Source organism: uncultured Methanobrevibacter sp. (assembly GCF_937898925.1).
Taxonomy (GTDB): Archaea; Methanobacteriota; Methanobacteria; order Methanobacteriales; family Methanobacteriaceae; genus Methanobrevibacter.
In genome coordinates this window covers 12,658-36,174 of record NZ_CALDKF010000007.1, presented here as the reverse complement: position 1 = coordinate 36,174, position 23,517 = coordinate 12,658, and the positions used below count along the sequence as shown (strand labels likewise).

General features: G+C 32.4%; 18 protein-coding genes. 6 read left to right on the top strand and 12 right to left on the bottom strand.

What is annotated here, in order from left to right:
* Positions 1–61: 61 nt before the first annotated feature.
* Positions 62–1,807, bottom strand: a complete 1,746-nt coding sequence (locus Q0409_RS00520) for an ABC transporter ATP-binding protein (RefSeq protein ID WP_298533924.1) — start codon at positions 1,805–1,807, stop codon at positions 62–64.
* The gene (locus Q0409_RS00515; protein ID WP_298533921.1) at positions 1,807–3,597 is read right to left on the bottom strand and encodes an ABC transporter ATP-binding protein; all 1,791 of its coding nucleotides are present in this window, start codon (positions 3,595–3,597) and stop codon (positions 1,807–1,809) included. The genes Q0409_RS00520 and Q0409_RS00515 overlap by 1 nt, the downstream gene beginning before the upstream one ends.
* Before the next feature lie 312 nt (positions 3,598–3,909).
* Between Q0409_RS00515 and Q0409_RS00510 the strand changes: the two genes are divergently transcribed.
* Positions 3,910–4,401, top strand: coding sequence for an isoprenylcysteine carboxylmethyltransferase family protein (locus Q0409_RS00510; RefSeq protein ID WP_298533919.1), 492 nt, complete (start codon positions 3,910–3,912; stop codon positions 4,399–4,401).
* Between the two features lie 24 nt (positions 4,402–4,425).
* Positions 4,426–5,223 carry a class I SAM-dependent methyltransferase gene (locus tag Q0409_RS00505; protein WP_298533918.1) on the top strand — a complete coding sequence of 266 codons (798 nt, stop codon included), beginning with the start codon at positions 4,426–4,428 and terminating at the stop codon, positions 5,221–5,223.
* Positions 5,224–5,268: 45 nt separating this feature from the next.
* On the opposite strand, the gene Q0409_RS00500 is transcribed toward Q0409_RS00505, so the two are convergent.
* Together Q0409_RS00500 and Q0409_RS00495 are read right to left on the bottom strand one after the other, a co-directional pair.
* Positions 5,269–6,219, bottom strand: coding sequence for an AraC family transcriptional regulator (locus Q0409_RS00500; RefSeq protein WP_298533916.1), 951 nt, complete (start codon positions 6,217–6,219; stop codon positions 5,269–5,271).
* 228 nt (positions 6,220–6,447) lie between these two features.
* Positions 6,448–9,210, bottom strand: coding sequence for a valine--tRNA ligase (locus Q0409_RS00495; protein ID WP_298533914.1), 2,763 nt, complete (start codon positions 9,208–9,210; stop codon positions 6,448–6,450).
* Between the two features lie 262 nt (positions 9,211–9,472).
* Here Q0409_RS00495 and Q0409_RS00490 point away from each other — a divergent pair, with 262 nt between their 5' ends.
* Both Q0409_RS00490 and pheT read left to right on the top strand, forming a co-directional pair.
* A complete protein-coding gene (locus Q0409_RS00490; RefSeq protein ID WP_298533912.1) occupies positions 9,473–9,829 on the top strand; it encodes a hypothetical protein in 357 nt (118 codons plus the stop codon).
* 160 nt (positions 9,830–9,989) lie between these two features.
* The gene (gene pheT, locus Q0409_RS00485; RefSeq protein ID WP_298533908.1) at positions 9,990–11,642 is read left to right on the top strand and encodes a phenylalanine--tRNA ligase subunit beta; all 1,653 of its coding nucleotides are present in this window, start codon (positions 9,990–9,992) and stop codon (positions 11,640–11,642) included.
* 143 nt (positions 11,643–11,785) lie between these two features.
* Here pheT and Q0409_RS00480 read toward each other — a convergent pair whose 3' ends face one another.
* On the bottom strand, positions 11,786–12,025 hold the full coding sequence (locus Q0409_RS00480) for a DUF3781 domain-containing protein (protein WP_366940033.1): 240 nt from the start codon (positions 12,023–12,025) through the stop codon (positions 11,786–11,788).
* 43 nt (positions 12,026–12,068) lie between these two features.
* Positions 12,069–12,497 carry a secondary thiamine-phosphate synthase enzyme YjbQ gene (locus Q0409_RS00475; RefSeq protein WP_298533906.1) on the bottom strand — a complete coding sequence of 143 codons (429 nt, stop codon included), beginning with the start codon at positions 12,495–12,497 and terminating at the stop codon, positions 12,069–12,071.
* A 232-nt stretch (positions 12,498–12,729) separates the two neighbouring features.
* On the opposite strand from Q0409_RS00475, the gene ade reads away from it, so the two are divergent.
* Positions 12,730–14,454 (top strand): adenine deaminase, encoded by a 1,725-nt coding sequence (ade, locus tag Q0409_RS00470; RefSeq protein ID WP_298533903.1) that lies wholly within the window; start codon positions 12,730–12,732, stop codon positions 14,452–14,454.
* Positions 14,455–14,524: 70 nt separating this feature from the next.
* Here the strand turns inward: ade and Q0409_RS00465 are convergent, their stop codons facing one another.
* Positions 14,525–14,764, bottom strand: a complete 240-nt coding sequence (locus Q0409_RS00465) for a hypothetical protein (RefSeq protein ID WP_298533901.1) — start codon at positions 14,762–14,764, stop codon at positions 14,525–14,527.
* Between the two features lie 163 nt (positions 14,765–14,927).
* Positions 14,928–15,437, bottom strand: a complete 510-nt coding sequence (locus Q0409_RS00460; protein WP_298533898.1) for a hypothetical protein — start codon at positions 15,435–15,437, stop codon at positions 14,928–14,930.
* A gap of 236 nt (positions 15,438–15,673) precedes the next feature.
* On the opposite strand from Q0409_RS00460, the gene Q0409_RS00455 reads away from it, so the two are divergent.
* On the top strand, positions 15,674–16,561 hold the full coding sequence (locus Q0409_RS00455) for a DMT family transporter (protein WP_298533895.1): 888 nt from the start codon (positions 15,674–15,676) through the stop codon (positions 16,559–16,561).
* A 153-nt stretch (positions 16,562–16,714) separates the two neighbouring features.
* Here the strand turns inward: Q0409_RS00455 and Q0409_RS00450 are convergent, their stop codons facing one another.
* From Q0409_RS00450 to Q0409_RS00435, 4 genes are all read right to left on the bottom strand, one after another.
* Positions 16,715–17,734, bottom strand: a complete 1,020-nt coding sequence (locus tag Q0409_RS00450) for a transcription initiation factor IIB family protein (protein ID WP_298533893.1) — start codon at positions 17,732–17,734, stop codon at positions 16,715–16,717.
* Positions 17,735–18,317: 583 nt separating this feature from the next.
* Complete coding sequence (locus Q0409_RS00445) at positions 18,318–18,845, bottom strand: carbonic anhydrase (protein WP_292787443.1); 528 nt, start codon at positions 18,843–18,845, stop codon at positions 18,318–18,320.
* A 359-nt stretch (positions 18,846–19,204) separates the two neighbouring features.
* Positions 19,205–20,074, bottom strand: coding sequence for an Mrp/NBP35 family ATP-binding protein (locus Q0409_RS00440; protein ID WP_298533890.1), 870 nt, complete (start codon positions 20,072–20,074; stop codon positions 19,205–19,207).
* A 373-nt stretch (positions 20,075–20,447) separates the two neighbouring features.
* On the bottom strand, positions 20,448–23,315 hold the full coding sequence (locus Q0409_RS00435; RefSeq protein WP_298533888.1) for an Ig-like domain repeat protein: 2,868 nt from the start codon (positions 23,313–23,315) through the stop codon (positions 20,448–20,450).
* Positions 23,316–23,517 lie beyond the last annotated feature (202 nt).

The following is a 23,517-nucleotide window of genomic DNA, read 5'->3' as shown; positions in this document are numbered from 1 at the left end:
CTCTTATTATAAAAGAGGAAGGGGAAATTAGATTTCCCCATTGCAATTATGGAAATAAGAATCAGATTTTCCAGTCTCCACTTAATTTTTGTAATTCAACCATGCGTTTGAATAAACCATCACAAGCAATTAACTCATCAGGTGAACCTTGCTCAACAATTCTACCTTCATCTAAGACAACTATTTTATCAGCGTTTGCAATGGTACGCATCCTATGAGCAATAATAATAACAGTTTTGCTTTTGATTAAAGTTGAGATTGCCTTTTGAATCTTGGATTCATTTTCAACATCCAAAAAGGAAGTTGCCTCATCCAAAAGGATTACATTAGCATCCTTAAGCAAAGCCCTTGCAATGGAAATCCTTTGCCTTTGGCCTCCAGACAATAGCTCACCATTTTCACCAATGACAGTATCATATCCATTTGGAAGCTTTTGGACAAATTCTTCACATTCTGCAAGTCTTGCTGCTTCAATTACCTCTTCATCACTTGCATCCTTTTTACCTACACGAATATTCTCCATTATAGTATCATTGAACAATATTACATCCTGGAAAACAATTGAAAAGTTCTCAAGAAGCTTTTCACTGTCAAGATCCGCCAAGTTTTGCCCACCAAGTGAAACTTCACCGGAAACAGGATCCCAGAATCTTGCTGCAAGCTTTGAAACAGTGGATTTTCCTCCACCAGAAGGCCCGACAAGTGCTGTGACTTCACCTTGCTTTGCAATGAAATTGATATCAGTCAAGACATTTTTCAAGTCATCATAATTGAAATTGACATCATTAAATTCAATATCATAACTATCCAAGGAATATTCAGTTAAGCCACCTTCAATAACAAGTTCTTCAATCTCTTTTGCCCTATCAATCTTAATATCCATCATCAATATTTCAGTTAAGAACAACAATCCGTTTTCAACTGGTGCATAAACAGTTGCAGAAGCTATCAGGAATATCAAAAGAGTAAAAATAGAAACTTGCCCATTCATGATTAGACTTGAGCCAACCACTATCACAGAAACTATTCCGAGATTCAATACAACTTTGCCTGTAACTACACCAACAGAAGCCATCAATTCAGATTTGATTCTTGATTTTTCTATTCTTCCAGTGATTTCGGTTAATTTAGACAAGTATTCATTCTCATAGTTATATGATTTCAAGTCACGAATGGATTCAATGCACTCCTGCATGGAATCCCCACATTCAAGCAAATCTGCGGTTATGATTTCACTGCCCTTATAAATCATTTTCCTTGAGAAATAAATTATTATAAAAGCTATTGGAACTACCCATAATAAGGCAATAGCCAGTCTCCAATCAAAGAACAGCAAACCGATAGCCACAAGAATCAGAGATAGTATTGAACCTAATAGTTGTGGAATTGCATGTGAGAAAACATGCTCCAAATCAGTGCAGTCATTCATGATAGTTGCAGTCAAGTCAGCCAAATCCCTTCTTTCAAAAAAGGAAAGAGGCAATTTTCTTAAGTTTTCGCCTAAATTTATTCTCCTGTTTTCACTTTCAACATAGGTTGTATTGAATACAAAATGATACTGTTTCCATGAAAATGCGAAAATGATTCCCAATACAATCAATATGGCAACAATGAACAATCCTAAATTAGGCTCAATAATTTCACCGCCAATTAATGGATTGATCCAAATATAAAGAAGCAATGAATAAAGCCCTACTGGAAACATGAATGAAATATTTTGAAGTGCAGTATATAAGATGCCTTTAAGCAAATTATCTGAACCCTCTTCTGTAAGGCCAAACCTTTCACTGAAGTACTCTCTTATCATTATGCCACCTCACTTTTGACTTTCCATTGAATGGATTGATTAAACTCATCCCACATTCTTGAATAGAGACCATCAGCCTCTACAAGAGAATCATGATTTCCCTCTTCGACAACTCTTCCTTTATCTATTACATAAATCCTATCAACATTTTTTACCGTAGACAACCTATGAGCAATCATAATGACAGTCTTATCCTTAGTGATTTCAGAAATTGCCTTTTGAATCATGTATTCATTTTCAGGGTCTGCCAAAGCGGTAGCCTCATCTAGAATGATAATTGGAGCATCTTTTAAAATAGCCCTTGCGAGAGCTATTCTCTGTTGCTGGCCTCCTGAAAGGTATGTTCCTTCAGTTCCGATTACAGTATCAATGCCATCAGGCAACTCATCAATGATATCATCACATTGTGCCAAACTCAATGCCTTTAAAACATCTTCTCTTGAAGCTCCTTTTCTACCAATAGCTACATTATTGTAAATGGAATCCTTAAATAGGGTAGTGTTTTGGAATACGAATGAAATGTTTTCCATCAATTCCCTTGTGGAAATATCCCTCACATTAACTTCTCCTACCTTGATGCTGCCTTCATCCACATCCCAAAATCTTGGAATGAGTGAAGCGATTGTGGTTTTTCCACCTCCAGATGGTCCAACCAATGCAACGGAATCGTTTTCATTAATCCTTAAATTGATATCATTTAGAATATGCTCATCATTATCAGATTTCTCATAGTCAAAATATACTCCTTCAAACTCAATTGAATGACTTTTAGGTTTTTGAGGATTGCTTGATTCGGCTAAAGGCTTTTCATTAAGGATCTCTTCTATTCCTTCCAAAGCATAGCTTGCCAACATCCAATCCTGTGAAACAGTCATGATCCTATTCATCATCACAGCACAGACTGGTGTGAAAATAATGTAAAACATGAAGTCGGCTAAGAATTTAACATCAGCCAAACCTCCAACAAGCAATATTCCTGCAGGAATCAATAAAGCGAAAAACCCATTGATTGATACAGTGAATGCAGTCATAGGAAGCTGGGTTGACAAAGAATAATTTGCTGAGAATTTTCCATAGTTTCTTATTGCATCAATGAAGTTCTTAAATGAATAGACACTTTGTTGGAATGCCTTTGTAACCGGTATTCCCCTTACATATTCCACGGCCTCTGCATTCATCTTTTCCAAATACATCTGATATTGAACCATGATATTCTGTGATTCAGCAGAAAACATTGGATACATGAAGACGAAACATAATATTATTGGAATAAGGCAAATTAATCCTAAAAGCCAATCAAAACTGAATAGCAATATTAAAAATGCTATTGGAGTTACAATAGCTCCAACCAGATCAAACATTTGATGGGCCAAGAATGTTTCAGTTTTTGCAGTGCTGTAATCAATTACCTTTCTAAGCCCTCCGCTTGTGTGGGTTGAGAAATATCCCAATGGCAATTTCAATAAGTGATTCAATGCTGCATCTTTCATATTCCTTTCATTCTTAAATGCAGATAAGTGAGTACACATTAAACCGCAAAAGTTTAATGCGATTCCTAAAACTGCAAATATGAATGCATTAAAAGCGTAGGTTCCTAAGTTCTGCGCTTTTGCAAAATCTGGAGCAACCATCAATAGTGCATTTACCACATCCCAAATGTAAATAAATGGAATCAATAAGGAAATTGCACTTAAAGCAGATAATATCCCTCCTAAAATGGTTAGATATTTATAATTTCCAGAATAATTAAGTAATCGTATAAATTTATTTTTATTTTGATTATTTGACATTATAAACTCCTATAAATTGAATTTAGGTTAAATAACATTTAATATATTGAATTTAGGTTTACCTAAACTTTAAATTAATCAAAAAAGACAACCACTAAATAATATGTTAAAAATGAATAAAACAAGTAATTTAAGGGCTTTTTCAAAAATTAAATCAAATAAACCTATTTTTCAATTAAAAATATGATTAAAATTAGTATATAAATATTTTTGAACTAAAAAGACAAAAAATATACCAAAAAGACAAACACGATTTCTTTAATATTTAGGTTTACCAAAAAATATATATTAATAAAACAAATATTTATAAATATGAATAATGAAGAACATTTACCAGTCTTTGGAATAGGGCCTTTTTTGGTATTCCCAATACTTTTACTAAGTTTCATATCTTTAATAGCCTCAATTTACAAAAAAATTCTCGTATTCCAAATTAATGAATTACATTTTCCATTTGCAATAATTGGAATTATTCTCATTTTGGCAGGAATCCTCATATGGATATCTGCTGTGCTTAAATCAAAAATCACCCAAGAGATTATAGACAATAAACTGGTTAAGACAGGAATTTATTCATATATAAGGCATCCAATATATTCTGCTTTCCTTTTTATTTCAACAGGACTGATATTCCTTTCACAGAATATGTTACTATTCTTCTTACCTATTATTTATTGGGTCATTCTAACTATTGGAATGATGAAGACTGAGGAAAAATGGCTATTGGATAAATTTGGAGATGAGTATGTCGAATATTCTAAAGAAGTGAACAGGTTTATTCCCTTTTTTAATTTTTTCAAGTAATATGAATTCTAAAGAAGTGATAAAATGAGTGACTATGAAGGTGTAGAGGATACATTGTTTATCCCGCTAACTGCGAGAGTCAATGTTTCAAAAAAGTTTCCAGAATATTTTTTAGATCCGAAAGCATTGGAAATGGAAGAATTGATTAAAAATAAGCAAATCGAGAAAAAATCATCTGAATATACAATGGTGGCTAATGTTGCTAGAAGTTATAATATAGACCAAATGGCTGAAGAATACATTGGAAGACATGAGCTATGCAATATTGTTAATTTAGGAGTTGGATTGGAAACATCTTATTATAGGATAGATCGAAAGGATTCCCTATTTTATGAAGTTGATTTGCCGGATGTAATCGAACTGAGAGAAAAATATATTGAAGTTGGAGAAAATGAAAAGTATATCAATGGAGATTTGTTTACACTTGATTGGTGTAATGAATTAGACACACGTCTGCCAACTTTAATCATTGTTTCAGGCGTGTTCCAATACTTCCATGAAGAGGACATACTTGACTTTATAAAAAACGTTAAGGAGATATTTGAAAATGCCGAGCTGATATTTGATGCAACCAATAAATTTGGAATCAGATACTGCAATTTCTATGTTAAGCGAACTGGAAACAAGTCAGCGATGATGTATTTCTATATTGAAGATGCAGAGGAATTTGCAAGAAAAGCAAATTGCAAATTGATAGAATGCAGAGGATTCTATAAAGATGCGCTGAAGATTTTAGATAAAAAATTAGGATTGTATTCAAAAATTTCAATGAGAATAGCTGATAAAAGAAGCAATGCAATGATTCTGCATTTAAAATTATAGTAAGTGCCTTAGGAAAAATCCAATAGGGAAAATTCAACACAGGAATTATTTCCTATATTCAGATGGAGTGCATCCAACATAATCCTTAAATGCTTGAGAAAATTTAGAAGGGGAAGTGTAACCTACCTTCCTGGAGATTTCAGTGATTGTTAATTCATCATCTTCAATCAATTTGCAGGCATAATTCAACTTATACTCTTTTCTCCATTTGAAAATCGGTTTTCCATAGACCTCCTTAAAGCAATTTTTCAATGCAGTCTTACTGATATCGTATTTTTCTGCCAATTGGCCTATAGTGATATTGGATTCCAAATCACTTATTAAATCATTTTTGACATTTTCAACAATTTCTGCTTGGGACTTGGACAACTGAATAATCTCAGATCTTTCTAAATCTGCAATTGAAAAAAACAATAATAATTCCAAACACTTTAGCTTAAAGTAAGACTCTTTTATTCGCTCATCAACACTATACAACTCACCGATTACATGGTCAATCTTCTTATTTGCTCTGACCAATACATAGCCATTAGATTTTTCCAGGTTTTCATATATTGCAATCAGGTCAAAGTTTGGAATATATTCTTTAATATGCTCATTTGCAACATCAATGTCAATGAAGATCTCAAATCCTTTATAGTAACCTAATGGAAAATCTGATATGGTTTTTGTCAAATCGTAAATGCTTACACATAAATCCCCTTTACCAAAATAAACTATCTTATCATCACCGACTGCATATGCATATCTGCCATCTGAACAATGATTGATTTCTAAAATGCGGGAATCGATTTTTTCTTCAAGGATTACTTCTTCCATATTTTCTATATGCATATCAATATATGCAATCATGATGCCTGGAAATAAAGAATATGTTTCCATCTTCCCATATTCCTCATTTTTCCCTAGGATAATGATCTTTCTGGAACCATCCTCTACAATATTGAACTCAGATTGAAAAACCTGATCAAATAATCTATATAGATTTTCATTCATAATACTAATCTAATTAATAATGTATATATACTTTTCAAATGGATGGGGGAATATTAGAAAAATAATATAGAAAAATAAGAATTAGAGAAAAAAGAATAAGAAAATAAGAATAAGAAAATAAGAATAAAAAATAAAAGAATAAAAAATAAAAGAATAAGAAATATAAGAAAATAAAAAAAAATAAAAAAAGATTTACATGAAAAGCAATGAACTTTTCATGAAATAAAATTATCTGATTACTTCTACGATTACGCCAAGCTTTTCAGATTGCAATATGTCAACTTTCTTACCGCTTGCACCTACGATTTCCTTTTTCATCTTTAGGAAATCTTCAGTGATTACTCCATCAGCAATAGCTATTTCACCATTTTCAGCTAATTGTTTAGCTATTTCATCAGGATCTGTTGATTTGATGAATCCAATGACTTGACCTGCATTCTTCTTAAAGGTTGGTCCAATCTTACTCATGTCCGGTTCAATTTCAATGACCTTCTCATGAACTTCAGGCTTACCTGTGGTAACTTGGAAGTTTTGGATTTTTAAAGTACCTTTAATGTCATCTGCAAAGTATTCAAATACATCCTTCAAGTCTTCTGTCTTTTCATTCAAGTAAACAGTTGCACTTTCCACATCAGCATTCAATGGGATTTTAGAAGCGGATTTGAATCTTCTAACCTCACCAATGAGTTCAATAGCCAAGTCCCCATCCTCTTCCACTTGAGAGGAATCTAATTTAGGGTCAATTTCCGGCCAAAGCTCATTGTGAATGCTTCCTTCATGGCCAAAGTATTGGTAAACCTCTTCTGCAAAGAATGGTGCAATTGGAGCGAGCAATTTTAAGGTGTCTTCAATTACAGTTCTAAGAGTGTATTTAGCTGCAATTCTAGACTCTTCACTAATATCATCATTGTATAATCTGTATTTTACCGCTTCAATGTACTCATCACAGAAGTCATGCCATACGAACTGTTCAATTGTATTGACAGCAATGCTGTAATTATAATCATAAAATGCTTCATCTACAATCTTATTGACTTTATTGAGTTTTGCAAAGATCCATGTATCCATTGGATTCAAGTTTGCTTTAATAGCTTCAATATCTCCGCTTAAAGCCTTTTCAGACTCTTCATCAAAGATGTGCATACTGATGAATCTGAATGCATTCCAGAATTTTCTAATGAATTTATAACCATGCTTGATGTTTTTCCAATCAAATGCAACATCAGAACCAGGAACACTGTTAGCAGCCCATAATCTTAAAGGATCTGCACCATATTCTGCAATAACCTCTTCAGGACCAGTTACATTTCCACGGGATTTACTCATTTTGTAACCGTCTTCACCGAATACCATACCGTTGATTACAATATCATCAAATGGCTTTTGGCCAGTTAATGCTAAACAACGGAGAGTGGTATAGAAAGCCCAAGTCCTAATGATATCGTGTCCTTGTGGACGAATGCTTGATGGGAAAATGTCTTCCCAACCAGGATTTGGCCAGTTTGCAACAGACAATGGAGAAATGGAACTGTCCATCCAAGTATCCAATACATCCTCTTCTCCAATGAATTCAGTGCATCCGCATTCACATGCATGTTTTGGTTTATCTACTGTTGGGTCTATTGGCAATTGGTCTTCATCAGGCAACATAACCTTACCACATTCCTTACAGTACCATACAGGAATAGGGGTTGCAAACAATCTTTGCCTTGAAATACACCAATCCCATTCCATGGAATCTGCCCAATTCAATAAACGGCTTTCCATATGTTCTGGGACCCAACGCATTTCATTTGAAGCCTTTTTGCTTTCATCAATCAATTTAGTTACAGCTACAAACCATTGCTTTTTGACTAAAATCTCGATAGGAGTCTTACATCTCCAGCATTGGCCTACATTTTGGTCAACTTCTTCCTGCTTGGTTAAGTAACCTTCAGCTTTCAAGTCTTCAATGGTTTGCTTTTTAGCATCAGGAAGTTCCATACCTTCGTATCTTCCAGCTGCTTCAGTCAATTTACCTTGTTCGGAAATAGCTTCAATGACATCCAAGTCATATTTGTTTACCCAAGCAACGTCAGTCTTATCCCCAAAAGTACAAATCATTACTGCACCAGTACCGTATTCCATATCTACTTCTTCATCGGCAATGATCTTTACCTTTTGACCGGATAAAGGAACTTCCACATACTTACCTAATAATGAGTTGTATCTTTCATCATCTGGGTGAACCACTACCGCTACACAAGCGGACATAAGCTCAGGACGAGTGGTAGCAATCAATACGCCAGGAACGCTTGCATCAGCCTTGTCTGGGAAATCAGCATAACGTACATAGGAATTGCCTTCAACATTTGCAAGGACTTCCTCTGGAACATCTGCAGGTGGGAAATTCACATAGTTCAAGAATGTGGTGTTGTCACTGTATTCCACTTCTGCAAAAGCAATAGCTGTTTCACATCTTGGACACCAGTTTACAGGGTGAATTCCTTGATAGATCAATCCTTGATCATACATTTTCAAGAATGATAATTGGGTTCTTTTTCTGTATTCTGGAGTCATGGTAATGTATTCCCTGCTCCAATCCTGTGAGAAACCAACAGAACGCATTTGCCCTCTCATAACTTCAATGTTGTGTGTTGTGAGTTCAGTACACATATCTCTGAACTCTGCTCTTGTTACATCATTCTTTTTAATGTTATGGGTTTCTTCAACTTTTACTTCAGTAGGGAGACCATGACAGTCCCAACCTTGTGGGAACAATACATCCATACCTTTTTCTCTTCTGTATCTTGCATTGAAGTCCATATAAGCCCAGTTAAGGATGTGGCCCATATGGAGCAATCCAGTTGGATATGGTGGTGGAGTATCTATAATGTATCTTGGTCTGGTTCCATCACCAATAAATTTGTAAACTTCATCATCTTCCCATTTTTTCTGCCATTTTTCTTCGTTTTTATGGTCATAATCTTTAGGAATTTCTTTATTTGTCAAAATATTCCTCCAAATAGAATGAATAATAAAAATAATCAAATAAAAATGTAATCTTCGAAACTTCAATTTCAAAATAAAACATTCTAATTTAATATTTATTAAAAGTATTTATTAAATATTGTTGTAAATCATAAGAATTTTAGAAATTTGAAAATAATTTTTAATTTTAATCTTAAAAACAATAATTATATAATAAATAATAGACAAAAAGAAACATAGTATATAACTAACTTTCAAAAATTAATTTTAAAGAGGTGACAAAATGCAATTATTATGGTTTTATGTAGCTATTGTACTTGCTATAAGTGATGAAGTTCACAGCAGACTTGTTTGGGACTATGTAAGAGATTTCTACATAATATTTGGCGGTGTAGTTAGCAGTTCATTAGACTCTGTAATGGAAGCATGGATTGTTCATGAAGCTTTAGAAGCGCTTTTCCATTTTATTTTCGTGTCTTGTGTATTCTTCTCATTGAAAGTGGGATTTTTAGCAGCATTAATACATTTCTTATTGGATGTAAGTCATTCAATTGCAATTAGACATATGCCATGGTTACCTCATAGAGCATTACACTTTGTTTTTGAATCTTTATTCTTTATAGCCGTATTTGGATTATAAAGAATTAATCCTATTTTTAATTAATTCCTAGATAACCCTATGATTGATTAGAAATAGCTTAAATGAAATAAAAATTTAAATTAAACTTAAATTAAGTTTAGATTATACTTAAAATTTAACTTAATACTTATGAAATTTTATAAAGAGATTAGGAGATAATATGCCTGTAATTACATTTAAATATCAAGATTTAAAGGATTTAGGTATTGATATGGAAAAAGATGAGCTTATCGATACCTTACCTATGATGGCAAGTGATATTGAAGATTATGATGATGAAGAAATTAAAGTAGAATTCTTCCCAAATCGTCCAGATAACTTATCTGTTGAAGGAGTGGCAAGATCCTTTAAAGGATTCCTAGGAATGGAAACCGGACTTCCAAAATATGAAATCGAACCAACTGGAGAGAAAGTTTATGTAAGTCCAGAAGTTGCAGAAATCAGACCTTACATCAGATTTGCAAGGATAGAAGGAGTTGACTTCTCAGGAGACAAGATCAAATACATTATGGATTTCCAGGAAAACCTTCACTGGGTAATCGGAAGAGACCGTAAGAAAGTTGCAATTGGTGTCCATAACGCAGACGTCATAAACGGACCATACAAGTACATTGCAACTCCAAAAGACGAAAATTCATTTGTTCCTCTTGAAATGGATGAGGAAATGACTCCTGATGAAATATTGAAAGATCATGCAAAAGGAGAGAAATATGCTCATTTGATTGATAAGTTCGACAAATATCCTCTCATTATTGATAAGGATGAACAGGTATTGTCAATGCCCCCAATCATCAATGGAGAATTAACCAAACTTAAAGAAGACACAACAAACATTATTGTTGATGTTACTGGAACTGATGAAAGAGCAGTTGAACAGTCATTAAACATTCTTTGTGCATCATTTGCAGAAGTTGGAGGACAAGTGAAATCCATGGAAGTGATTTATGAAGATGAAACCATAGTATGTCCTGATTTCACTCCAAAAGTAAGAAATGTTCACGTTGATTTAACCAATGAATTGATTGGTGGAACCAATTTAACTGCAGAAGACATTAAAGGATTGCTTGAAAAGGCAAGATTTGATGCTAACATTATTAATGACAACGAATTGGAAGTGCTTATTCCACCTTACAGAGTTGACATATTGCACGAAGTTGATATTGTTGAAAACATTACTATCCAATACCATATCAATGCAGTTGAAGCAAAATTGCCAGATATCGTTACTGTAGCAAGTGAAGACAACTGGTTTAAAGGTGAAAAAACAATCAGAGAAGTTATGGTAGGTTTAGGCTTCCAAGAAGTAATGAGCTTAATGTTAACAAGTGAAGAAAGCCAATATGAAAAGATGAATCAGGAAGAGATTGACCATGTTCAAGTCTCCAAACCAATTACCATTAGCGGAACCATGATCAGAACCAGTCTTCTCAATAGTTTAATGGAATTCTTGGAAGACAACAAGCATGAAGACCTTCCACAAAAGATCTTTGAAATCGGTGATGTCTTATACATGGATGAGAAATCCGCTAACAAGACAAGACAAGTTAAAAAATTAGCAGGTATGATTTGTCACAGCTCTGCAAACTTCACTGAAATAAAATCAACCGTTTCCAGCGTGCTTTCCAATTTGGGATACAGCATGGAAATCAGTGATTCAAAGAACACTACTTTTATTCCAGGTAGAGTTGCCGATTTCAGTGGTGAATCTGAAAGCGGTAAAATAACCGGATTCTTTGGTGAAATAGCTCCTGAAGTTATTAGAAACTTTGAATTGGAATATCCTGTTATAGCATTTGAAATTGAATTCCTTTAATTGAATTCAATTTATTTTTTTTCTTTTTTTAATTAAATTCTTTTTTTAAATAAATATTATTTTTAATCTTTTTTTAAATACTTTTAACTACTTTTAACTACTTTTAATTACTTTTAACTATTTTTAAAAATCTAAAAAAAAACTTATTTTTTATCTTTATGAGCAGTTATTATGGTATAGCTAGAAGCATTCACAGTGATTATAATCCCATCAACAGTTACATAATAATTCTTTCCTTTTCTTTCAATTACTGCATTTTCCTGTTTTATTTTGTCAATGCAATATGCTACAATATCATCTACATCAACTTCTATGTTTCTTCTTATCCTATCCGCACCCATTTCAGTAGTGTGCACATTTTCCAAATTATTTAATAATTCCATATTTTCCACCAAATAACTTATTACCTTATTATTTATCCTATTATTATTCTTCACCTATGAAAGTTAAATCAACTGTCCTATTTGTTCTAGGACCATCCAATTCTATGAAAAATATAGATTGCCAAGTTCCAAGATCCAATCTACCATCCACTATTGGAATGGTTTCAGATGAACCTAAGAGAAATGCCCTAATGTGTGATGCTGCATTATTGTCAATGAAATCATGTTTATAATCGTCCTTTTCCTTAACTATGTCTTTTAATGCTTTTTCAAAATCCAATAAAAGCCCTTTTTCATTTTCATTTACACAAATAGAACTTGTAGAATGCTTTGTAAATATGTTAACGATACCCTCACTTATTTTATTATCCTTACTTATCTCATTCAAAATAGCTACAATATCGTGTGTTATGTCTATTATCTGAAAATGAGAACTTGAACTAATCCTTAATGATTTGTTTATAACAACCATCTAATCACCATCATGATTATATTTGAATTTATCTTAAAAGAAGTTATCTAAAAGAATTTATCTTAAAAGAAGTTATCTAAAAGAATTTATCTTTAAAAACTTTACTTATGAAAATAATAAAAACCATTTTCATAAAACTTATTAATGCAGAAAATAAAAATTTAACTAAGTAAAAGATTAGAAATATTATGGTTTATATAATATTTACCAAGTTTTTAAGAGAGTGAATAAGATGTCATTTACAGCATATATGTTGGATGTAGTATCTGATACTATTTATCCGGCTAGAATTACAATAGAAGACGGTTTATTTAAAGAAGTGACCCCAATAACAGTTTCTGAAAAAGACATTGTTAAGATTGATGTGAAAGGATTGATGGTTCCAGGATTCATTGATTCCCATATTCATATTGAAAGCAGCATGGTTACACCTGCACAATTTGCTAAAATTGCAGTTCGTCATGGTACTACTGCTGCTGTTTGCGACCCTCATGAAATAGCCAATGTTTTAGGAATTGAAGGGGTTGAAGCAATGATTGAAAATGCAAAGCAGGTTCCTTTTAATTTCTTCTTCACTGCCCCTTCCTGTGTGCCTGCTACTGGATTTGAGACCTCTGGTGCTATATTAGATTCATCTGATATAGAATATTTGCTTAAAAAAGATGAAATTGTAGCATTAGGAGAAATGATGAATTACCCTGGCGTAATTAACGGAGATGAAGAGGTTCATAAGAAAATAGAATTGGCAAAAAAATATGGAAAGCCAATTGATGGTCACGCACCACTCGTTACTAGAGATGACTTGGATAAATATCTTGCTGCAGGTATAAGTACAGACCACGAATGCAGTAATGTTATAGAAGCTCTTGAGAAAAAGATAAAAGGTATGAAAATCATGGTCCGTGATGGATCATCCGCTATGGATATGGAAGGCCTTTTTGATATAGAAGAAGCCGGTAAACAACTTGATTTTTCAGGACCTATGGGCCTTATGTTTAGAGACATATTTGAGAGAAAAATTTACTCTCCTTTATTCGATTTTATAGTTAGTGATGATAAGCATCCAAACGATTTAATTGAGGGGCATTTAGATAAATCCATTAGTAAAGCCGTGAATTTAGGAATTGATCTTCTTAAAGCAGTGAATATGGTAACAATCAACCCAGGATACCATTATAATATAAATTGTGGAGCGATTGTGCCTGGTGCAAGCGCTGATTTTATAGTTGTTGACAGCATATACGATTGCAATATCCTAAAAACATATGTTCGTGGAGAATGTGTATTCGATGGAGAGAATGTTTTATTTGACGTTCCAGAAGTCGAACCTAGAAATACAATCAATACCACTAAAAAGACTGCAAGTGACTTTGATATACATTATGACGGCGGTGACGAATGTGAAGTCAATGTAATAGAATGCTTTGACGGTGATCTGTTAACTAAAAAAGCAACTGCAACATTGCCTGTAAAAAATGGTATAGTGCAACCGGATATTTACCAAGATGTCTTAAAGATTGCAGTTGTGGAACGTTATGGCGGAAACACTATTGCTAATGCATTCATTAAAGGATTTGGACTTAAGAAAGGAGCAATCGCTTCATCAGTTGCTCATGACTCACATAACATAATCGTCATCGGTTATAATTCCCAAGAGATGGCTGATGCAGTCAATCAAGTCATTGATGATAAAGGAGGAATCTCTGTTGTTAGTGAAGACTTCTCTGATTCATTACCTTTACCTATTGCTGGATTGATGTCTAATGAAGATGTGTATGTTGTAGCTGAAAAATTAGGCGTTTTACATAAAATGGCAGCGGCATTAGGATGTCAAATAGAAGCGCCATTTATGACAATGGCATTTATGGCATTGCTTGTTATTCCATCCATTAAAATATCTGATAAAGGATTATTTGATGGTGATAATTTCGAATTTATGGATGTAATTATTAAATAAGGTTATTCCTTTTTAATAATTTCCTTTTTATATCTTTTTTATTTCTTTTTATTTCTTTTTTTAATCTAACTTATTTTAACTTATCTCGAATTTCTAAAATCTTTTTTATGTGCTTGCAATGGTTTTCCTTATCGCTTACTTTGACTCCGCCAAATTTTAGGTTTTCCCTACGGTATTTAAAGTCTTCACAGTCACAGCTAACTGTATCCTCTAGAATGTCAAAAGTGATAATGTAATGCTTATTGGAGGATTTGCTTTTTATAAAGTAGTCTTCCCATTCCTCATTTTTAGAAACTTTTTCTATTATCATAACTAATCATCAAAAATAATTAGAAATTACTAATAAATAAAAGTTTTTGAAAATAAGTAGAATTAATTAAAAAAGTAAAAAATAAAAACCGATTAAATAAAATTAATTTAAATAAAATGATAAAAAAAGTGAAGAAAATGAAAAAATAAAAAGTTAATCAATATTATTCAATATCAATCTTGATCTTTTCATTTCTTTTTTGTTTTGCTTCCTTGATGTCATTTAGCTTTTCGGTAAACTCTTTTGCATTCTGCAATTTCAACTCGATTTCAGAAAGCTCTTCCTTAAGAATCATTTCATCTCTTTTTAATGAGTTGATATAATCTTCACTGCCATTATTGTAATCTTCATAGATTTCCAAAATCTCTCTTGCTGAAAGAATTGATTCCTCTTTAAGGAATTTTTTGGTATGAGGTTTTACTCTAACACTTAAAGGCTGTAATCTTTCCTTTTCACCAGCTTTTCTTCCAGAAGCAACAGTTTTTGAATCTTCATAAGCATCCCAGAATTCAGTGTTTAGATCTTGCAATATCTTAACTCTGTCTTTGAATATCTGTTCTAAATCCCAAATATCAAACTCATCTGCATCCTTGTAATCCTTAGCTTTGAATCCAGAGTTGTCAAATTCATAGTTATTGCTTTTTTGCTCATTATTTTCTTCATTTCCCGGCATTTTTCTCCCCCGATTAAAATTAAAATATTCTAAAAATATAAAAATAATTCAGTAATGTAATACATGAATTACTTTTGTATACTATTAAATTGTCATACAAAATATATAAATGTATTCATTTCTAATTGGAATTTGTAAAAAAATATGGGAATAATCCCCAAATTAATCGATAAAAGATAAAAATTAATAAAATGAAATAAATAAAATATAATGAATTAAAAAAAATAAGTGAAATAATGAAGAAGATATACTTGCTTTTACCAATCATTGCAGGAATAATGTTTGGATCTACCGGAATATTTGTCAGAACATTGACTGAAAATGGCGTGGATTCAACCACATTGCTTTTTTTAAGATTTTCAATAGCTATTTTATATATAGCTATAGCAATATTCCTAACTGATAAAAGCCTATTGAAGATAAATAAAGAGGATATTCCATTATTTGTACTGTGTGGACTATGCATTCTCGGATTGAACTTATGTTACAATAGCTCAATCAATACTGTCCCATTATCCCTTGCAGCTATACTCTTAAGTACTGCACCGGTTTTTGTTTTGGTATTGGAATATTTCCTGTTTAAAGAAAAAATCACTTCAATTAAAGTATTATGCGTGATTCTTGTACTAATCGGGTGTACATTGGTTACTGGACTTCTTGAGGAAAATTCAATTGACATTTCATGGATAGGAATAATTGCAGGTATTGGATCTGCAATTTTCTGGGCAATCTACTCAGTTACATCAAGGAAATCAATTGATATGGGAAGGCATACATTTACAATACTCTTATATTCATTGATTACAATCACAATAGTGACAATCCCATTTACCAGTTTCACTCAAATTGCTAATTTCGTTAGCTTGAATCCAGTTCCAAATGTATTATTCCTATTGTTGCATTCATTAGTCTCATTCGCATTGCCTTATGTATTCATTACTATTTCATTGAATCATATGGATGCGGGAACAGCAGTTATATTATCATCTGGAGAGCCAATAGCTGCTCTTGCATTTGGAATGATATTCTATATGGAAATGCCTACAGTACTGATGGTTTGTGGAGTAGCCATTACAATAGTGGCATTAATACTCTTAAGCAGAAGCTCTGCAAATGAGGTTTAATAAAAATAGAATGGGATGGAAATAGCTAAAAAAATATTTTAAAAATAGGAATTCTCAAAAAAAATATAATACTAAAAAATATAATACTAAAAAAATAGAATACTGAAATACAATAAAAATAGTTAAAAAATTAAATATTAAACAGGATTAAACTTATACAAAGTCTAATTTACTGTTTAATTCCTTAAATCTGTTTCTAATGGTAACTTCAGTTACTCCAAGGGTTTTTGCAATCTCAGTTTGAGTCTTGCGTTCACCAAACAACATGGAAGTTCCGTACAAAGTTGCAGCTGCAACACTTGCAGGATCTTTTCCTGAAGTCAATCCCAAGTCTTTTGCATCGTTAATGATTTCAATGGATCGAACTTCCACTTGGGAAGACAATCCTAATCTGCTAGCAAATCTTGGAATATAATCATTCGGAGAGATAGGGATTAATTTAATACCTAATTCTCTTGCTAAGAACTTGTAATTCCTACTAATGGTCTTCTGGTTTATTCCAGTAGCTTTCTCGACTTCATCTAAAGTACGTGGAACTTTACAGAGTCTGCATGCAATGTAGACGGTAGCAACCAAAATTTTGGAAATGCTTCTGCCTCTAATCAAATCCTCATCCAAAGCATTTCTGTAAATGTTAACAGATTCATATCTTACATCTTTTGAAAGGGACAAATTGGAAACAATCACTCCCAATTCAGTGAATGCTCTGGCTAAGTTTCTACTTTGAGGGTCACTTACACGAGCTTGATTATTCAATCTTCTTAAGCGGTACCATCTAGCTTTATCATTCAAGTGTCCTGAATTGACATCAAAAGTGGTGGACAATCCGCCATCATGAATAGCCATGTTCTTAGGTGCACCATTTTGACCATGGAAATTACCATCCTTATCTCTTGCGGTTCCTCTAAAGGTGGAATCGATAATGTTCTCTTCAACAACCAAACCACATTTCTTACAGGATTTTTCAGAACGAATGGTGTCCAAGAAAAATTCAGTGGATCCACAAGATGGACAAGTGACTACTTGAACTTCACTGTCTTCAAAGCTAGTGGATCTTCTACGTCTGGATTGCTTCCTTAAGAGATTGGAATATTCCTTTTCTCCAAGCCCATTTTTAAAATTAGTTTTTCTGTCTGATACTTTGTTTTTAATAATAGATTCATTTACGCTCATTTCTCTTCCTTAAATCATGTGAATTCAAATTACTACTCCATTATCAAAACTTATGAATAAATAGGTGGAATATGGTTTTATTAATAAAGTGGGATAATAAAGTTGACTACTAAATAGTAATTAAATACTATTGCAATGAAAAATAGAACTAAAAAAGAAAGCGTCCTATAAAGTATGATTTTGATGATGTTTGATTTTTTCTACAATTCAATTAACTGGTTATTAATTGAAAGCTAAGCCTTTGGCATAACTTAGCACGAATCCAAGTCGTGGTATAGTGTATATTTGGGAACTTGATAGCCCCATTACTAATAGCAACAGTACTGCAGTTACAATTATAATAATTAACATTTGCAAAATTGATTATTTTTAGTGATATATGATAAATTAATCTTATTTGGTGAAATAAATTAATTTTAGGTGGTTTCAATAAAAATAAAAAGATTTTAGAAAAAATTTTTCAAAGTTTTCTAAAAACTTTTGATAATTTTAATCAAATATTATAAATATTATTGAAATTAATTTAACTTTTCATACATGTCGGGTATTATATTATAAACACCGTCATATATAAAGGTTTGCATTAATAATCTTCTTTCAAGACTTTTAATTCTCCAGTTACAATGTCAATTATAAGACCGTGCACTGGAACATCTGGAATCAATGGGTGGTTTTTGATCTTGTCAACAACATCAAGGACATTTGCCTCTTCAGATTCAAATCCTCCAATCCATTCTGCCAAGTCATATTTTGCAATGTCTTCCTCTTTAATGCCTCTTGCAAGCATCTTTTCCTTCAATGCATCTGCATCAGCACCAGCCATACCACATTCAGTGTGGCCTACAACCAATACCTCTTCAGCACCGAGATTGTACAATGCAGCACCAATAGATCTTATTGCATCTTCTCCTACAATGGAGTTTCCTGCATTTCTGACTATTTTTGCATCTCCTCTTTTAAGTCCTAAAGCTGGTTCAAAGAAGTCGATTAATCTGCAATCCATACAAGTTAGAATAGCTAACTTCTTTTGTGCATGGTGAGACATTTCCTCTCCTTCAAAGTTTTCGACAAATTTCTTGTTATCTTCTAAAATACCATCTAATATAGTCATACAAACACCTCTAAATACCTTAAGACTAAAAAGATAATTTATTTTTATAACTTATAATTATAGTCTTTAAATTGATTTTTAAAGCATAAAATTGATAAAAAAACCATACAATTTTATATATTAATATATGTTTTCTAAACTATATAAAATTATCTTAATCTGTTTTAAAAAACAGTTATTTGATAATTAATCGTTTAAAAATACTTAATTAAATTAAATAATGATTAAAAAATTAAAAATGAAAATACACGAAGAAACTGGTTAAATTTAAAAAATAGAAATAAAAATGAATTTAAAAAATTAATATAAAAAATTAATAAAAAAATAAAAAAAGAAAAAGAAAAAGATGATTGAATTGATTATTCATCATCTAAAAATGCTAATTTTATATTGTCAATTATTTCGGAAAACTTTTGACTGACTTCAGAATCTGCATAGCTGTTTACCATAGTGCTGTCTTGATTTGCAGATTCAGGAACCTGTTCAGTTAAAGGCAAATTGCCCAAAAATACAACTCCCATGTCATTAGCAAACTTTTCCCCTTGGGACTCGCCGAATATATTGGTTTTTTCACCACAATGAGGACATACATAATAGGACATATTCTCAATAAGTCCAATATCCTCAATGTTTAGCATCTTAACCATACCTACACATTTCAATACATCTTCCTGTGATAGGCTATTTGGTGTAGTAACCATAATGACTGCATCAACATTAGGCAATGATTGAAGCACAGTCAACGGTTCGTCACCGGTTCCAGGAGGATTGTCAATAATCAAGACATCAAGGTCTCCCCATGCAGTGTCTGCCATGAACTGCTTGATTGATCCTGATTTTTGAGGGCCTCTCCATATGATTGGAGTGTCTTGAGATTCTATTAAAAATCCCATTGACATGACCTTGATTCCATTATTGCTCATTACAGGAATCATTTCCCCATGTTCAATCATAACATCCTTACCTTCAACCCCTAACATCTTAGGAATGTTTGGTCCGTGAATGTCTGCATCAAGTATACCAGTTAATAATCCTTTTTTCTGAAAAGCTTCTGCCAAGTTAGCAGCTACTGTGGATTTACCTACTCCACCTTTTCCACTCATAACAGCTATTTTATATTTGATATTTTTCATATGTTCAAAGAGCCTTAATTCCTGTTCAATCATTTGCTTTTGCTGTTCAGGAGTTAAATTTGCAGCTCCATGATGTCCATGTCCATTATTTGCCATTTTATGCCTCATTATTTTTTTTAAACAGTATAATATATCATACTTAAATTATTTAAATATTATTTTTTTAATAAAATTATGTTTTAATATGGTTAGATGTAGATATATGCAGACATCATAACATGAAAACTAGATAAGTATTAGAATTAATTAAAAATCAATTAATTAAATCAATAAATTTATCACAACTATTAAAATTATTATACCTAAAATTAATATAATTGAAGAAAAAAATTATTGAAAAATTATTGGAATATTGAAAAATTAATTGAAAATAAAATTTTATAAAGAAATTGAAAAATAGAAATAAAAATAGAAAAAATAGAAATAAAAAATTAAAATAAAAAAATAAAAGGTTAAAATTCAATTACCACTAGAATGTTAAGTGAACAAGTTGCTCTTTAAGGTCAAATGACTTTGTATTCCAGTTTTGAATATTACCTAACTTGTTTCTGCTACTTGTTGCATCAGCAGAATACCATACACCATCAACATAGATTTGTGCCCATACGTGACCAGTGTTCAAACCACTTGAGAACTTACAGTTCTTACCATGGGAAAACCTTGCAGGTATGTCAGCTGCTCTACAAAGAGCAACAATCAAGTTTGCATGATCACAACAGTTACCTTTTTTCTTGCTTAAAGTACCAGTTGCCTTATATTTGGTGTTTGCATAATATTCATAATTGATATTGTCCCTAACCCAATTAAATATAGCTTCAGCTTTAGCCCAGACAGTAGTTTTTCCTGATGTTAAAGAGTTAGCTAAGGATTTAATTGCTGAGTTAAGTGCATCATTTCCAGAAGCCTTCAAGTATTGGGCAAGTTGAGCGGAAGTAAGTGATTGAACTTCATTTAAACCTTTCTTATACTGAGAAGCATTTCCTTTTTTAGTGACACTTCCACTTCCACCATTCACATCTTTAGCATCGAAAGTCACATAATTAGGCAATCTATTCATATTTGAATAGAAATCTAAAGATTTAGCAAGCCCATAAATGTAAAGGTTAGGGGACATTTGACCAACAACAGTAGTAATATAATATGGAAGTCTTCCTTCTTCTTCTATGAAATCAGTCAAGATTTTTGACATTTCAACATACTTGGTCTTATTCAAGTCAGCATTGACAGAAGTGTTTCCCATATTCTTATAAGTGGAATCCACATCAACTAAAGCAACATCAATTTTTTTACCATTGTTGATATTCTCAACTGCTTTACCTAAAAGATAAGCAAAACTTGACATATTCATTTTAATTCCGTTAATGGAAATGGTAGCAGCCATCTTGCCGTTCTTTTCAACATAATTTCTTAACTTAACTGCTCCAGCTACAATATGATCGAATGTAAATATCTTATCAGACTTTACATCCAAGCTAACAGAACCTGAAGAAACATCATACTTATTGTCACCTGCAAACTTGTAGGTTAATTTAGCAACCTTTGGACTTGTTACATTAATGAGAAGTCCAACAGTTCCATTTTCATCTGTGCTGTTTTGATAAGTTTTGCCATCAAATTTGAAATCTACAGGCTTATTTGCTAAAGCTTTACCATCTGAATCTTTTAAGGAAACTGTGTATACAGTATCATTCATTATGACAGTACCGGAATTCTTTAAGGAAGTTTTAAGTTTAACTGCCAAGTTAATGGTTCCGGAAGCAGACCTGTTATAATAGGATGTTCCTGCAAACTTATATGAAAACTTATAGGTCTTTCCAGCGGCTGCATTAATGGTTAAGCTAGCAACACCTTTCTTATTTGTAGTCCTGGTATAAGTCTTGCCATTGAAAGTGAATGTAATCTTTTGACCTGCTATAGCTTTTTTATCATCACCTTTTAAAGTAACCTTATATGCAGTTCCTTTAATGATGGTAGTTGAAGCAGGGCCAGTCAATGTTGTTGCATTCTTTATTCTAAGGTTTACAGAACCTGAACTAGGACCATAGTACTTGGTTCCTGCAAACTTATACTTAAGAACATATCTTTTGCCAATAGCTGAATTGATCTTTAAGCTAACTACACCTTTGGAATTAGTGGTTTTCTTATAAGTCTTTCCTCTGTAGGTAAGAGTAACAGCCTTACCTGATAAAACATTATTGCTGGAATCCTTTAAGGTAAGATAATACTTGGTTCCTTTACCAATGGAATTACCTGAATTTATTATTTTTGTTGGTGTCTTAACAAATAGGGATACCTCTTTTGCAGATGCACCATAATAGGAACTACCAGCATACTTAACATTTAAATCATAAGCTCTTGGAGATGCTAAACTAATTTTTAAGCTAGCAACACCTTTGGAATTAGTGGTTTTCTTATAAGACTTACCATTGATTGTGAAAGTTACAGTCCTTTTAGCCAATACTTTTCCATTTGCATTCTTCAAGGTGACGCTATATTTATTGCCTTTTACAACAGTGCTAGCTCCAGTTAAGCTTGTAGCCATCTTAACCTTAAGGCTTACGGAACCTGAACTAGCCTTGTAATACTCGTCACCAGCAAATTTATAAGTCAATTTGTAGGTCTTTGCAACTGTTCCAGTAATCTTTATGCTTACAATACCTTTAGAGTTAGTTGTTTTATTGTAAGTCTTTCCATTATATGTGAGAACCACATTCTTTTTGGATAAGACTTTTCCATCCTTATCCTTTAAAACAACAGAGTAAGTTTCACCTTTAACTGCATATTTGGTATCAGTGGAAATGCTTGTTGAAGCCTTACTGACTGTCACTTTGCTTGATGAAGATGAATTTTCATATAATTCATCACCTTCAAATAAGACACTGATATCATAAGTGCCTGCTGCAGCATTAATCTTTATGCTAGCGACACCATTGGAATCAGTAGTTCTTGTATAATTATTTCCATTAAATGTGAAAATTAAATTTTTTCCAGATAAAACGTTGCCGTTTTTATCCTTTAGAGTGACAGAATAATCATTGCCGTAAACCACACTTGAACTTGAAGCTTCAATGCTTGTAGAATTCTTAGTGGTTTCATCTTCAGATAATGGGCCTGATTCCATTTCAGCAGATCCAAGCTTTGAATCCTCAGATTCACTATCACTAACAATAGAATCTGAATCAACAGTAGACTCTAAATCAGCGCTGGATAAATCTACATCTTCACTTATAATATCCTCGCTAATTGAATCTTGATCTGAAATAATCTCCTGATTATCACTTATGTCACTTACATCGCTTGCTGATACTGAAGCCATTGCAAGAATAAACAATGACATTATCAACAAAAGCAATGTTCTGTTTTTTGTTAAAATAATTTCACCTCAATACATTAAAAAAGATGAATCAATATATAATAAAAAAACAATATTAATTAATTATTTAAAAAATGAATTTTTGAAAATCTTTTTGCAAATAAAGAATTTTAGAACATATAGAATGTCTAAAATAATCTTTTTTAATGTTATATAAAAATTTTTA

Excerpts from the sequence above, each read along its gene's own strand:
- Q0409_RS00510 (WP_298533919.1), top strand. The coding sequence starts at position 3,910 with ATGAATAATGAAGAACATTTACCAGTCTTTGGAATAGGGCCTTTTTTG.
- Q0409_RS00440 (WP_298533890.1), bottom strand. The coding sequence starts at position 20,074 with ATGGCAAATAATGGACATGGACATCATGGAGCTGCAAATTTAACTCCT.
- Q0409_RS00500 (WP_298533916.1), bottom strand. The coding sequence starts at position 6,219 with ATGAATGAAAATCTATATAGATTATTTGATCAGGTTTTTCAATCTGAG.
- pheT (WP_298533908.1), top strand. The coding sequence starts at position 9,990 with ATGCCTGTAATTACATTTAAATATCAAGATTTAAAGGATTTAGGTATT.
- Q0409_RS00465 (WP_298533901.1), bottom strand. The coding sequence starts at position 14,764 with ATGATAATAGAAAAAGTTTCTAAAAATGAGGAATGGGAAGACTACTTT.
- Q0409_RS00455 (WP_298533895.1), top strand. The coding sequence starts at position 15,674 with ATGAAGAAGATATACTTGCTTTTACCAATCATTGCAGGAATAATGTTT.
- Q0409_RS00445 (WP_292787443.1), bottom strand. The coding sequence starts at position 18,845 with ATGACTATATTAGATGGTATTTTAGAAGATAACAAGAAATTTGTCGAA.
- Q0409_RS00480 (WP_366940033.1), bottom strand. The coding sequence starts at position 12,025 with ATGGAATTATTAAATAATTTGGAAAATGTGCACACTACTGAAATGGGT.
- Q0409_RS00475 (WP_298533906.1), bottom strand. The coding sequence starts at position 12,497 with ATGGTTGTTATAAACAAATCATTAAGGATTAGTTCAAGTTCTCATTTT.
- Q0409_RS00450 (WP_298533893.1), bottom strand. The coding sequence starts at position 17,734 with ATGAGCGTAAATGAATCTATTATTAAAAACAAAGTATCAGACAGAAAA.
- Q0409_RS00490 (WP_298533912.1), top strand. The coding sequence starts at position 9,473 with ATGCAATTATTATGGTTTTATGTAGCTATTGTACTTGCTATAAGTGAT.
- Q0409_RS00505 (WP_298533918.1), top strand. The coding sequence starts at position 4,426 with ATGAGTGACTATGAAGGTGTAGAGGATACATTGTTTATCCCGCTAACT.
- Q0409_RS00520 (WP_298533924.1), bottom strand. The coding sequence starts at position 1,807 with ATGATAAGAGAGTACTTCAGTGAAAGGTTTGGCCTTACAGAAGAGGGT.
- Q0409_RS00515 (WP_298533921.1), bottom strand. The coding sequence starts at position 3,597 with ATGTCAAATAATCAAAATAAAAATAAATTTATACGATTACTTAATTAT.
- ade (WP_298533903.1), top strand. The coding sequence starts at position 12,730 with ATGTCATTTACAGCATATATGTTGGATGTAGTATCTGATACTATTTAT.
- Q0409_RS00435 (WP_298533888.1), bottom strand. The coding sequence starts at position 23,315 with ATGTCATTGTTTATTCTTGCAATGGCTTCAGTATCAGCAAGCGATGTA.
- Q0409_RS00460 (WP_298533898.1), bottom strand. The coding sequence starts at position 15,437 with ATGCCGGGAAATGAAGAAAATAATGAGCAAAAAAGCAATAACTATGAA.